This is a genomic window from Rhodopseudomonas palustris (assembly GCF_003591005.1).
GTDB lineage: Bacteria > Pseudomonadota > Alphaproteobacteria > Rhizobiales > Xanthobacteraceae > Rhodopseudomonas > Rhodopseudomonas palustris_K.
Window position 1 is genome coordinate 32,215 of record NZ_QYYD01000003.1, and the last position, 11,782, is coordinate 43,996.

11 protein-coding genes are annotated in these 11,782 nt (G+C 66.5%); 9 read left to right on the forward strand and 2 right to left on the reverse strand.

Annotated features, from left to right (window positions below; all coding sequences use genetic code 11):
• The first annotated feature begins 25 nt into the window (after positions 1–25).
• Genes D4Q52_RS03570 through D4Q52_RS03585 form a run of 4 tightly spaced genes read left to right on the forward strand, consistent with a single transcriptional unit; the run spans position 26 to position 2,537 of the window.
• A complete protein-coding gene (locus tag D4Q52_RS03570) occupies positions 26–844 on the forward strand; it encodes a ComF family protein (RefSeq protein ID WP_119855183.1) in 819 nt (272 codons plus the stop codon).
• Between the two features lie 51 nt (positions 845–895).
• Positions 896–1,171 (forward strand): glutaredoxin 3, encoded by a 276-nt coding sequence (gene grxC / locus D4Q52_RS03575; protein WP_119855184.1) that lies wholly within the window; start codon positions 896–898, stop codon positions 1,169–1,171.
• Positions 1,168–2,046, forward strand: coding sequence for a carbon-nitrogen hydrolase family protein (locus D4Q52_RS03580; RefSeq protein WP_119855185.1), 879 nt, complete (start codon positions 1,168–1,170; stop codon positions 2,044–2,046). The genes grxC and D4Q52_RS03580 overlap by 4 nt, the downstream gene beginning before the upstream one ends.
• Positions 2,043–2,537 carry a DUF1178 family protein gene (locus tag D4Q52_RS03585; protein ID WP_119855186.1) on the forward strand — a complete coding sequence of 165 codons (495 nt, stop codon included), beginning with the start codon at positions 2,043–2,045 and terminating at the stop codon, positions 2,535–2,537. Before D4Q52_RS03580 ends, D4Q52_RS03585 begins: the two co-directional genes overlap by 4 nt.
• Positions 2,538–2,775: 238 nt before the next feature.
• On the opposite strand, the gene D4Q52_RS03590 is transcribed toward D4Q52_RS03585, so the two are convergent.
• On the reverse strand, positions 2,776–3,675 hold the full coding sequence (locus D4Q52_RS03590) for an EamA family transporter (RefSeq protein WP_119855187.1): 900 nt from the start codon (positions 3,673–3,675) through the stop codon (positions 2,776–2,778).
• 154 nt (positions 3,676–3,829) lie between these two features.
• Here D4Q52_RS03590 and D4Q52_RS03595 point away from each other — a divergent pair, with 154 nt between their 5' ends.
• Complete coding sequence (locus tag D4Q52_RS03595) at positions 3,830–4,642, forward strand: MBL fold metallo-hydrolase (RefSeq protein WP_119855188.1); 813 nt, start codon at positions 3,830–3,832, stop codon at positions 4,640–4,642.
• A 195-nt stretch (positions 4,643–4,837) separates the two neighbouring features.
• Here the strand turns inward: D4Q52_RS03595 and ubiG are convergent, their stop codons facing one another.
• Positions 4,838–5,599 carry a bifunctional 2-polyprenyl-6-hydroxyphenol methylase/3-demethylubiquinol 3-O-methyltransferase UbiG gene (gene ubiG, locus D4Q52_RS03600; RefSeq protein ID WP_119855189.1) on the reverse strand — a complete coding sequence of 254 codons (762 nt, stop codon included), beginning with the start codon at positions 5,597–5,599 and terminating at the stop codon, positions 4,838–4,840.
• A 190-nt stretch (positions 5,600–5,789) separates the two neighbouring features.
• Between ubiG and D4Q52_RS03605 the strand changes: the two genes are divergently transcribed.
• The 4 genes from D4Q52_RS03605 (at position 5,790) to prmC (ending at position 11,662) form a co-directional block, all read left to right on the forward strand.
• The gene (locus D4Q52_RS03605; RefSeq protein ID WP_119855190.1) at positions 5,790–7,043 is read left to right on the forward strand and encodes an aspartate kinase; all 1,254 of its coding nucleotides are present in this window, start codon (positions 5,790–5,792) and stop codon (positions 7,041–7,043) included.
• Between the two features lie 280 nt (positions 7,044–7,323).
• Positions 7,324–9,591 (forward strand): phosphoenolpyruvate--protein phosphotransferase, encoded by a 2,268-nt coding sequence (ptsP, locus tag D4Q52_RS03610; RefSeq protein WP_119855191.1) that lies wholly within the window; start codon positions 7,324–7,326, stop codon positions 9,589–9,591.
• Between the two features lie 68 nt (positions 9,592–9,659).
• Entirely contained in the window at positions 9,660–10,748 is a 1,089-nt protein-coding gene (gene prfA / locus D4Q52_RS03615; RefSeq protein ID WP_119855192.1) for a peptide chain release factor 1, read from the forward strand.
• A gap of 35 nt (positions 10,749–10,783) precedes the next feature.
• Positions 10,784–11,662: a peptide chain release factor N(5)-glutamine methyltransferase gene (gene prmC, locus D4Q52_RS03620; RefSeq protein WP_425328449.1), complete on the forward strand. Its 879-nt coding sequence runs from the start codon at positions 10,784–10,786 to the stop codon at positions 11,660–11,662.
• The last annotated feature ends 120 nt before the right edge of the window (positions 11,663–11,782 follow it).

The window sequence follows — 11,782 nt, forward strand, 5'->3', positions numbered from 1 at the left end:
CATGGCGCGACGCTAGCCTTTCGCCATGCAGGCGAACGCGCTAAAGGGTTCGGACCATACAGCGGACGGCAGCCGCCTAGGCCGGGCGCTTGGCGCCGTGCGCGGGGTTTGGCACCGTGCAACGAAGCTGGCGCTCGACGTCGCGCTGCCGACACTGTGCGTCGCTTGCCGTGAGCCGGTGGCGGGCGACGGGCTATGCGCGCAATGCTGGTCGCAGTTGTCGTTCATCGCGCCGCCTTATTGCGAAAAACTCGGCATCCCGTTCGTCTACGACCCCGGCCCCGGCATCCTGTCGATGCAGGCGATCGCCGATCCGCCGGCCTATGCGCGGGCCCGCGCCGCCGTGCGCTATGACGACATCGCCAAGACGCTGGTGCACGCGCTCAAATTCCACGATCGCACCGATCTGGCGCCGACCATGGGGCGGTGGATGGCACATGCGGGCGAGACGCTGCTGCGCGATGCCGACCTGCTGGTTCCGGTGCCGCTGCATTGGCGGCGCAGCTTCTCGCGGCGCTACAACCAGTCCGGCGCGCTGGCGCGCGTGATCGGCAAGCAAACGGGCGTGCCGGTGGCGATCGACGCGTTGCGGCGGGTGCGGCCGACCGCACACCAGATCGGGCTGTCGCGCGCCGAGCGCGCCGCCAATGTCCAGGGCGCCTTCAAGGTTCCGCCCGCCCGCAAGGCCGAGGTGCAGGGCCGGCGGGTGGTGCTGGTCGACGACGTGCTGACCTCGGGCGCCACGGTCGACGCCTGCGCCCGGGCACTGCTGCGCGCCAAGGCCCGTTCGGTCGACGTCTTGGTCTTTGCCCGGGTTGTGGAGATGCTGAAATCTCCCATATAATCCGTATCTTGCTTTGACCGCCCGTCCCACACTCACGACCATGGAGCCGCGATGCCCGCTGCGATCGAGATCTTCACGCGCCCCGGCTGCGGCTATTGCAGCGCCGCCAAGTCGCTGCTGAACCGAAAGAAGGCGGCGTTCACGGAGTACGACGTCGCGGTCGATCCGGCCTATCGCCAGCAAATGGACGAGCGCACCCATCCGGGCTCGACCTATCCGCAGATCTTCATCGGCGGCATCCATGTGGGCGGCTGCGACGACCTTTACGCACTCGACCGCGAGGGCAAGCTCGACGCGATGCTCGCCGGCGAAACGGCCACCTCATGAGCGAAGCCGCGCCGTTCAATGCTGCGCTGGTGCAGATGCGCACCGGCCTCGAGCCTGGGCCGAGTCTGGAGCAGGGCACCGCGCTGATCCGCGAGGCGGCAGCCGCAGGCGCCGACTATGTGCTCACCCCCGAGGTGAGCAACATGATGCAGCTCAATCGCGAAAAGCTGTTCGAGCACCTCGCCGAGCAGGACAGCGACGCGTCGCTGAAGGCCTATCGCGAGCTGGCGCGTGAGCTTAGCATTCATCTGCATATCGGCTCTCTGGCACTGCGCGCCTCGCCAGACCGCGCCGTCAACCGCTCGTTCCTGATCGCGCCCGACGGCAGCATCCTGGCGAGCTACGACAAGATCCACATGTTCGACATCGATCTCGGCAATGGCGAGAGCTATCGCGAGTCGGCGAACTACCAGCCCGGCGAAACCGCGGTGATCTCCGACCTGCCGTGGGGCCGGATCGGGCTGACGATCTGCTACGACGTGCGCTTCCCGGCGCTGTACCGCGCGCTCGCCGAGGCCGGCGCGTCGTTCCTGGCGGTGCCGGCGGCGTTCACCAAGCCGACCGGCGAGGCGCATTGGCACGTGCTGCTGCGCGCCCGCGCCATCGAGAACGGCTGCTTCGTGTTCGCCGCCGCGCAAGGCGGCCTGCACGAAAACAAGCGCGAGACCTACGGCCATTCGCTGATCATCGATCCGTGGGGCAAGGTGCTGGCCGAGGGCGGCATCGACCCCGGCTTCATCATGGCGCGGATCGATCCGGCCGAGGTGACCAAGGCGCGCGGCAAGATCCCGTCGCTGCAGCACGGCCGCCGCTTCACCCTCGCCGATCCGAACGCCGGCCCGGACTATCTGCATCTGGTCCGGAGCCAGCCATGATCCGTTACAGTCTGCGCTGCGACGGTGGGCATGAGTTCGAGAGCTGGTTTCAAAGCTCCTCGGCCTATGACTCGCAGGTCCGGCGCAAGCTGGTGAACTGCCCGACGTGCGATTCGACCAAGGTCGAGAAGGCCATCATGGCGCCGCGTATCGTCGGGAAGAAGGGCCGTGGTCGGGCGCCGGAGCCGGTCGAAGCGCCGTCGCCGGCTGCTGCGCCCGAGGCGGCCGCGAGCGCCGAGGTGTCGCCGACGCCGCTGCTGATGGCACAGGAGCGCGAGCTGCGCGCCAAGCTCAAGGAACTGCGCGACCACATCGTCAAGACCGCCGACAATGTCGGCGACAGCTTCCCCGAGGAGGCGCGCAAGATGCATTACGGCGACATCGAACACCGCCCGATCTACGGCGAGGCCTCGCCGACCGAGGCCAAGGCGCTGATCGAAGAAGGCATCGAAGTGGCGCCGCTGCCGGTGCTGCCGGACGACCGGAACTGACGCTGGAGCCGCTAGTCTAGTTAAGCAAAACCTCCCATTCGTCATTCCGGGCCGCGCGAAGCGCGAGCCCGGAATCCGTATCCCCCGCGCTCTCGATATCGCCGAAGTGATTCCCGCACGGGTCTTCTCCGCTCACGCTGCGGAGTATGGATTCCGGGCTCGCGAGCTTGCGCTCGCGCCCCGGAATGACGAACTCTTTGTATCATCGCGTGGCTTAGCGACGAAGGTGATGAAGTGATCACGCCGCGACCAGGAGCGCCACCCCGAGTACGATCAGCGCGGTGCCGCCGAGTTCGCGTGCCGACAGCGGCTGCTTGAACGAATAGTAAGCCACCGCCTGGGCGAACAGCACCTCGACCAGCGCCAGCGTCCGCACATTGGCGGCGGCGGTCAGCGCGAACGCCAGAAACCAGAACTGCGACGAGAACGCGCCGACGAATCCGGCCAGCATCGACGGCTTCCACAGCCGCAGAATGTCGCGCAGCACATTCGGCGCCCGCGCCAGCAGATAGATCGACAGCACCAGCGTCTGCACGCCGAGTGCGAACACCAGCGTGAAGCTCGCGGCGGTGACGAACGTCACCCCCGGCACCACGATGATAGCGCCGCGAAACCCGACCGCCGACAGCGCGAACGCTGCGGCCGCGGCGAGGCCGAGCAGAGTCGGCCGCAGGCTGGCGAGGTTGCGCTCGCTACCGGGGCGGAGCGCGGTAACAACCACGCCGACGGTGGCGATCAGGATCGCCACGACCTTCCACAGATTGAGATGATCGCCCAGGAACACGAAACCGAAGATCGCGGTCTGGATCGCCTCGGTTTTCAAATACGCGGTGGTGACCACGAAGGAGCGTTCGTTCATCGCCGCCAGCATCAGGCCGGTGGCGAGGATCTGCGCCAGCGCGCCGACCAGCAGCCACGGCCAGAACGCTGCGCTTGGCCATGGGATGGGATCGCCGGTCATGGCGATCACCAGCCCGAAGAACAGGATCGAGAACGGAAACCCGAACAGGAAGCGGATATTGGTGGCGCCCCAGGTGCCGAGCGGCCCGGTCAGCGAGCGCTGCATCGCGTTGCGCGCGACCTGGCCGAGCGCGGCGATCAGCGTGAACGGAATCCAGAGTGAGGCGAGGGTGAGCATGCGATGATTGAGGCTGGAGGGCCGGGCACCGTGACGGCGCGGCCCGTCGCGGTCAACCGGAGCAGGCTCATGCCAGCGTTGCGCGACCCTGTCGCGCTGGCGCGGGCAGATTTTACCGCTACACTTCGTTCACCTCGAACGGAGCGACACCGCCATGCTGCGCTGCCTTGCCGTCCTCGCCGCCCTGGTCACGCTGTTCGCCGCACCAGCGCGTGCCGCGGACGGGTTTCGCGGCAGTGAATGTCTGGCGATGGCGCAGGGGCCGCGTGCGATCCCGGTCAGCCTGCGGCGCACGGCAGCCGCCGAGCAGGTGCTGATCACCTATCGGGGCCACGCCACCTACACGATCGAAAGCCCCGGCGGCGTGATGGTGGCGACCGATTACAGCGGCACCTACGACACCGGGCGCACGCCGGACGTCGTCACGATGAACCGCGCGCACTCGACCCACTACACGCTGGCGCCGGATCCGAAGATCGCGCATGTGCTGCACGGCTGGGGTACGGACGGACAACCGGCGAAGATCTACGAGCGGGTCGGCGACGTGCTGATCCGCAACGTCACCACCGACATCCGCCGCTACATGTTCGACGACGGCAATGGCGGCATGATCAAGGACGGCAATTCGATCTTCATCTTCGAGGTCGCCGGGCTGTGCATCGGCCATCTCGGCCATCTGCACACCACGCTCGACGACAGCCATATCGCGGCGATCGGCCGAATCGACATCCTGATGGTGCCGATCGACGGCAGCTACACGATGTCGCTCGCCGGCATCTCCGACATCACCAAGCGGCTGCGCGCCTCAGTGGTGCTGCCGATGCACCGCTTCATGACCCCGCTCGACGATTTCATGCGCCGCATCGGCCAGGACTTCGCAATCGACCAGCGCAGTGACAGCAGCCTGCGCATCTCGCGCGACACGCTGCCGGGGACGCCGACGGTGATTATTTTGCGAGGGGTGTAGTCGGGGCGTCATTGCGAGCGAAGCGAAGCAATCCAGCGCGGTGCACTGAGCTGGATTGCTTCGCTTCGCTCGCAATGACGGATAGGACGTGCGCCGTAGGGTGGGTTAGGCGCGCTTGCGCCGTAACCCACCATCTTTGCGTTGACGGGGGGGCGGTGGGTTACGCGCTGCGCGCTAACCCACCCTACGGCGATGTTACGGCGCCGTCTCGGCCACCACCATGTAGTTCACGTCCATGTCGGGCGAGAGCTTCCAGCGGTCGGCGAGCGGGTTGTAGACCATGCCGGACTGTTCGGTGACGACCAGCTTCATGCCGTTCAGGTGCTGTTCGAGTTCGGCGGGGGTGACGAACTTGTCCCACTGATGGGTGCCGCGCGGCAGCCAGCGCATCACATATTCGGCGCCGACGATCGCCAGCGCAAAGCTCTTCCAGTTGCGGTTGAGGGTGGCCACCACCATGATGCCGGTCGGCTTCATCAGCGCGGCGCAGCGCGACAGGAAGGCGCCGACGTCGGTGACGTGCTCGATCACTTCCATCGCCAGCACGATGTCGAATCGCTCGCGCGGGTCGATCTCCTCGACCATGACGTTGCGATAGTCGATCGCCAGATGCGACTTGTCGGCGTGCAGCTTGGCGGCCGCTATGTTGGTGGCCGAGGGGTCGATGCCGATCACCTGGGCGCCGAGCCGGGTGAACGGCTCGCAGAGCAGGCCGGCGCCGCAGCCGATATCCAGCATCCGCAGCCCGGACAGGCAGCTCAGGCTCTTGGCGTTGCGGTCGAATTTCCGGCAGGCGGCGTCGCGGATGAAACTGATGCGCAGCGGATTGATCCGATGGAGCGGCGCCATCTTGCCGGTCGGGTCCCACCATTCGGCCGAGAGTTTGGAGAATTTGGCGATCTCGGCGGGGTCGACGGTCGACGCCGGCGCGCCGGGGGTCTCGTGTTGCAATGCCATGGCGGTTCGCCGTGCTCCCAGATTCGCGTGTTCGCGCCGTCGCGGGCAGCTGAACCTTGCCCCGGTTCCGTCCGGGGCCGCTCGGTTGCTTGCCCGAAACCGCGGCGCTGTGTATACGCGCCACGCGGCTGCCGACTGGCGGATTCCGCGCCATCCATATCCGTTGTCTGCAAGGATTGCACTATTCGTCATGGCCCGGCTGGTGATGAAATTCGGCGGCACGTCCGTCGCCAATATCGAGCGCATCCAGAACGTCGCGCGCCATGTCAAACGCGAGGTCGACGCCGGCCATGAGGTCGCCGTGGTGGTGTCGGCGATGGCCGGCAAGACCAACGAGCTGGTCGCCTGGTGCACAGAGGCTTCGCCGATGCACGATGCCCGCGAATACGACGCGGTGGTGGCGTCCGGCGAGCAGGTGACGTCAGGCTTGCTGGCGATCGCCCTGCAGGCGCTTGGTATTCAGGCACGGTCCTGGCAGGGCTGGCAGCTGCCGATCCGCACCAGCGACGCCCATGCGTCGGCCCGCATCGTCGATATCGACGGCGGCGAAATCATCAAGCGGTTCGGCGACCGCAAGGAAGTCGCGGTGATCGCCGGCTTCCAGGGCATCAATCCCGAAACCGGCCGCATCACCACGCTCGGCCGCGGCGGCTCCGACACCTCGGCGGTGGCGATCGCGGCGGCGCTGAAGGCCGATCGCTGCGACATCTACACCGACGTCGACGGCGTCTACACCACTGATCCCCGCGTGGTGCCGAAGGCGAAACGGCTCGACAAGGTGGCGTTCGAGGAGATGCTGGAACTGGCCTCGCAGGGCGCCAAGGTGCTGCAGGTCCGCTCGGTCGAGCTCGGCATGGTCTACAACGTGCCGATCTTCGTGCGGTCCTCGTTCGACAAACCCGAAGACATCGATCCGCACGGCACGCCGCCGGGCACGCTGATCTGCAGCGAGGAGAAAATCATGGAGAACCACGTCGTCACCGGCATCGCCTTCTCGAAGGACGAAGCCCAGATCTCGGTCCGCCGGATCGAGGACAAGCCGGGGGTGGCGGCGTCGATCTTCGGGCCGCTGGCCGAGGCCAACATCAACGTCGACATGATTGTTCAGAACGTGTCGGAAGACGGCAAGACCACCGACCTGACCTTCACGGTGCCGGCGGCCGATTTCGCCCGCGCCAAGCAGACCATCACGTCGGCGCAGGACAAGATCGGCTACGCCCGGTTCGACTCAGAGACCGACGTCGCCAAGGTGTCGGTGATCGGCTCGGGCATGCGCAGCCACGCCGGCGTCGCCGCCCAGGCGTTCGCGGCGCTCGCCGCCCGCAACATCAACATTCGGGCGATCACGACGTCGGAAATCAAATTCTCGGTGCTGATCGACGCGGCCTATACGGAGCTCGCGGTTCGCACGCTGCATACTTTGTACGGATTGGATCAAGTTTAGAACAATTTTGGCGTGATCGAACGCGGCGGGCGTGCATCGTCCGCGTCGTCGATGGCAGGCGTTTTGCTTGGCAAATCAAGCCTCAATTCGCTATACGGCCAGAAGCGCGTTGCGCATCGGCAGGGCGGTCGAACGGCCGCCTTCTGCTGCGATGCGAAGGGCGGATCGAGTATTGACGTCGGGTGCGGGACCGCCGCTGCCCGATGATGTTTGAGACGAAGGTTTCTGCCGCCGGCGTGTAGGTCGGCGGCGGCGATGATTTCAGGGGAGATGTCGGCACATGCGGAGCACGTCGGGCGGCCCCCGCGTCTTGCTGAGACGGCTCCGTGAAACCATGGCGGAGCAAGTCTCCGCGCAGGAACGGCTGGACAAGATCGTCGTTCTGATCGCCGCCAACATGGTGGCGGAGGTGTGCTCCACCTACGTGCTGCGCGTCGACAACACGCTCGAACTCTACGCCACCGAAGGCCTCAACCGCGAAGCCGTGCACCAGACCGTGCTCAACGCGCACGAGGGTCTGGTCGGTCTGGTGGCTTCCGAAGCGACGCCGCTGAACCTGTCCGACGCGCAGAGCCATCCGGCATTCTCGTTCCGCCCGGAGACCGGCGAAGAAATCTATCACTCGTTCCTCGGCGTGCCGATCTTGCGCGCCGGCAACACGCTCGGCGTGCTGGTGGTGCAGAACCGCGCCAAGCGCACCTATGTCGAGGAAGAAGTCGAGGCGCTGCAGACCACCGCGATGGTGCTGGCCGAGATGATCGCCTCGGGTGAATTGTCGGCGCTGGCGCAGCCCGGCGCCGAGCCGGCGGCGCGGCACTCGATCCACAAGACCGGCGCGGTGCTGTCGGACGGCATCGCGCTCGGCCACGTCGTGCTGCACGAGCCGCGCGTGGTGATCACGAACTACATCGCCGAGGATCTGCCGAAGGAGATCAAGCGGCTCGACACCGCGCTGGCCAATCTCCGCTCCGACCTCGACCGCATGCTCGAGCGCGGCGATGTCGCCGACGGCGGCGAGCATCGCGACGTGCTCGAGGCCTACCGAATGTTCGCCAACGACCACGGCTGGTCGCACAAGCTGCACGAGGCGGTGGCCACCGGTCTCACCGCCGAAGCCGCGGTCGAGCGCGTGCAGTCGGACACCCGCGCCCGGATGCTGCGCTCGACGGATCCTTACTTGCGCGAGCGGCTGCACGATCTGGAAGACCTCGGCCACCGGCTGATGCGCCAGCTCGTCGGCCAGAACCACGCGCCGTCGCGCGAGCACCTGCCCGAGAACGCGATCCTGATCGCGCGTTCGATGGGGCCGGCCGCACTGCTGGATTACGACCGTAAGCGGCTGCGCGGCCTGGTGCTCGAAGAAGGCACCGCGAATTCGCACGTCGCCATCGTGGCGCGCGCGCTCGGCATCGCCGCGGTCGGCGAAGTGCCGAACGCGCCGGGGATCGCCGATCCGGGCGACGCGATCATCGTCGATGCGACTTCAGGTTCGATCTATGTGCGGCCATCTGCCGAAATCGAAGCCGCCTATGCAGAGCGGGTCCGCTTCCGCGCGCGGCGGCAGGCGCAATATTCGGCGCTGCGCGATCGGCCCTGCGTTACCAAGGACGGCCAGCCGGTCGATCTGATGATCAATGCGGGTCTCGCCATTGACCTGCCGCATATCGAGGACACCGGCTCGTCGGGCATCGGCCTGTTCCGCACCGAACTGCAGTTCATGATCGGCCAGAGCCTGCCGCGGTCGAGCGATCAGCTGGCGTTGTACCGCGCGGTGCTCGACGCCGCCGGCAGCAAGCCGGTGACGTTCCGCACACTCGACATCGGCGGCGACAAGGCGCTGCCCTATATGGAAACCGTGGTCGAGGAGAACCCGGCGCTCGGCTGGCGGGCGATCCGGCTCGGGCTCGATCGCCCCGGCCTGCTACGCAGCCAGATCCGCGCGCTGCTGCGCGCCGGCGGCGGACGCTATCTGCGCATCATGTTTCCGATGGTGTCCGAAGTCGCCGAATTCGACGCCGCCAAATCGATCGTCGAGCGCGAGCTGACTTACTTGCGCCAGCACGGCCACACACTGCCGGAACGCGTCGATGTCGGCACCATGGTCGAGGTGCCGGCGCTGCTGTATCAGCTCGACGAACTGCTCAAGAAGGTCGACTTCGTTTCGGTCGGCTCCAACGATCTGTTCCAGTTTTTGTTCGCAGTCGATCGCGGCAATTCCAAAGTGTCGGAGCGGTTCGACACGCTGTCGGCCCCGATCCTGCGGGCGCTGCGCGACATCGTCCGCAAAGCCAAGGCGGCGAAACGCTCGGTGTCGCTGTGCGGCGAGATGGCGTCGCAGCCGCTCGCGGCATTGGCGCTGATCGCGATCGGCTATCGTTCGCTGTCGGTGTCGGCGCTGTCACACGGCCCGGTCAAGGCGATGATCCTCGAACTCGATGCCGCCAAGGCCGAGGCTGCGATCTCGCCGCTGCTCGATCTGCCGTCCGGTAGCGTGTCGATCCGGCAGAAGCTGGCGGACTTTGCCGAGGCGCATCGGTTGTCGTTGTAGCGATTGTCGTTGCTGCCGGCGCTACGCCCGCCCGCCGTTCTGCCGTTTTTCGTTGTTCGAGATCATCCATGTCCAATCTGCCCGAAGCCAAGCTCGACGTTCTGCTCGCGCATCACGCCTCGCTCGAAGCCCAACTCGTCGGCGGCAATGTCGGCGCCGCCGACTATGTGCGGATCACCCGCGAATTGTCCGAACTCAACCCACTGATCGAAGCCGTGAAGGCATATCGGCAGGTGCGCGACGAGATGGGCGGGATCGAGGAACTGCTCGAGGATCCGGGCGCCGACCCGGAACTGCGTGCGATGGCGGAGGCCGAGCGCTCCGCGCTCGACGGCCATCTTGAGGAACTGATCCAGCAGATCCGCGTCGCGCTGCTGCCCAAGGACGCGATGGACGAGCGCAACGTCATGCTGGAAATCCGCGCCGGCACCGGCGGTGACGAAGCCTCGCTGTTCGCCGGCGATCTGTTCCGGATGTACGAGAAATTCGCCGCGTTGCAGGGTTGGAGCGTCGAGGTGATCTCGGCCAGCGAAGGCACGGTGGGCGGCTACAAGGAAATCATCGCCGAAGTGAAAGGCCGCGGCGCCTTTGCCAAGCTGAAATTCGAGTCCGGCGTGCACCGCGTCCAGCGCGTGCCCGACACCGAAACGCAGGGCCGCATTCACACCTCGGCCGCGACCGTCGCGGTGCTGCCCGAGGTCGAGGAGGTCGACGTCGATATCAAGCCGGACGATCTGAAGATCGACACTATGCGGGCGCAGGGCGCCGGCGGTCAGCACGTCAACAAGACCGAATCGGCGATCCGCATCACCCATCTGCCGACCGGCATCGTGGTGATGATGCAGGACAGCCGCTCGCAGCATAAGAACCGCGCGTCCGCGATGAACATCCTGCGCTCGCGAATCTACGACGCCGAGCGCCAGCGCGTCGATGCCGCGCGCTCCGCCGAGCGCAAGGAGAAGGTCGGGTCGGGCGATCGTTCGGAGCGGATCCGCACCTACAATTTTCCGCAGGGCCGCGTCACCGATCACCGGATCAACCTGACGCTGTACAAGCTGCCGCAAGTGATCGCCGGCGAAGCGCTCGGCGAACTGATCGATGCGCTCACCACCGAGCATCAGGCCGCGCAGCTTGCGGCACAGAGCGACGCCGCGTGACCAGCGCCGCCGATGTGCCGCGGGGTGCGGCCTCGGTGATAGAGGCGCTGTGCGGCTTCCCCGTGGGGGCCGCACGCCGCGCCGTCAGCAAACTATTTAAGGAGGCGGGCCTCGATTCGCCGGATCTCGACGCGCGGCTGCTGATCGGCGAGGTCACCGGTCTCGATCTCACCGGATTGGTGTCGCAGGCCGAGCGGTCGCTCACCGTGGACGAAGCCGGGCGGCTCGCCGCCTTTGCGGAGCGGCGGCTCGCCGGCGAGCCGGTGGCGCGGATCCTCGGAACGCGCGAATTCTGGGGGCTGCTGCTGCGGCTCGGCGCCGACACGCTGGTGCCGCGGCCGGACACCGAGACGGTGGTCGAGGTGGCGCTGGAATATCTTCGCGCTGATGCGTGCCCGCAACCTCGCGTTCTCGATATCGGTACTGGCTCCGGCGCGATCCTGCTGGCGCTGCTCAGCGAGTGCCGTGACGCCACCGGCATCGCGACTGATATCAACCTTGAAACTTTAAAGATCGCCCGCGTCAATGCGGCAGAACTCGGCCTTTCGGATCGCGCGCGCTTCGTCGCCTGCGACTATGCGGCGGCGCTCGCCGGCCCGTTCGATCTCGTCGTATCCAACCCGCCCTATATTCCGGCCGGCGATATCGCGGCGCTCGACGTCGAGGTGCGCGAGCACGATCCGCGCCGCGCGCTCGACGGCGGTGCGGACGGTCTCGACGCCTATCGCCGGATCGTGCCCGAGGCGCTCCGGCTGCTGCGTCCAGGAGGTGCGCTGGTGGTGGAGTTCGGGCAGGGCCAGAGCGAGGCTGTGGTTGGCCTCATGCGGGCGGCCGGACTGACGGTCGCGTCGCCGCCGCGTGCCGATCTGGCTGGTGTTCTGCGCGTGGCGCTCGGTTGCAATTTGCCGGCTTAACGTCGGAATAGATTGCAAAAAACGCTTGGAAAATCGGAGAAGAGCGACTACGTTCCGGCCAGGATATCGGGCCAGGGTGACTGGCCCCTCGGATCTGTAGTCGAAGGCCGGAAAAGAACA

Bases quoted from the DNA above. Each gene is read 5' to 3' on its own strand.
- D4Q52_RS03570 (WP_119855183.1), top strand. From the start codon at position 26: ATGCAGGCGAACGCGCTAAAGGGTTCGGACCATACAGCGGACGGCAGC.
- grxC (WP_119855184.1), top strand. From the start codon at position 896: ATGCCCGCTGCGATCGAGATCTTCACGCGCCCCGGCTGCGGCTATTGC.
- D4Q52_RS03580 (WP_119855185.1), top strand. From the start codon at position 1,168: ATGAGCGAAGCCGCGCCGTTCAATGCTGCGCTGGTGCAGATGCGCACC.
- D4Q52_RS03585 (WP_119855186.1), top strand. From the start codon at position 2,043: ATGATCCGTTACAGTCTGCGCTGCGACGGTGGGCATGAGTTCGAGAGC.
- D4Q52_RS03590 (WP_119855187.1), bottom strand. From the start codon at position 3,675: ATGCTCACCCTCGCCTCACTCTGGATTCCGTTCACGCTGATCGCCGCG.
- D4Q52_RS03595 (WP_119855188.1), top strand. From the start codon at position 3,830: ATGCTGCGCTGCCTTGCCGTCCTCGCCGCCCTGGTCACGCTGTTCGCC.
- ubiG (WP_119855189.1), bottom strand. From the start codon at position 5,599: ATGGCATTGCAACACGAGACCCCCGGCGCGCCGGCGTCGACCGTCGAC.
- D4Q52_RS03605 (WP_119855190.1), top strand. From the start codon at position 5,790: ATGGCCCGGCTGGTGATGAAATTCGGCGGCACGTCCGTCGCCAATATC.
- ptsP (WP_119855191.1), top strand. From the start codon at position 7,324: ATGCGGAGCACGTCGGGCGGCCCCCGCGTCTTGCTGAGACGGCTCCGT.
- prfA (WP_119855192.1), top strand. From the start codon at position 9,660: ATGTCCAATCTGCCCGAAGCCAAGCTCGACGTTCTGCTCGCGCATCAC.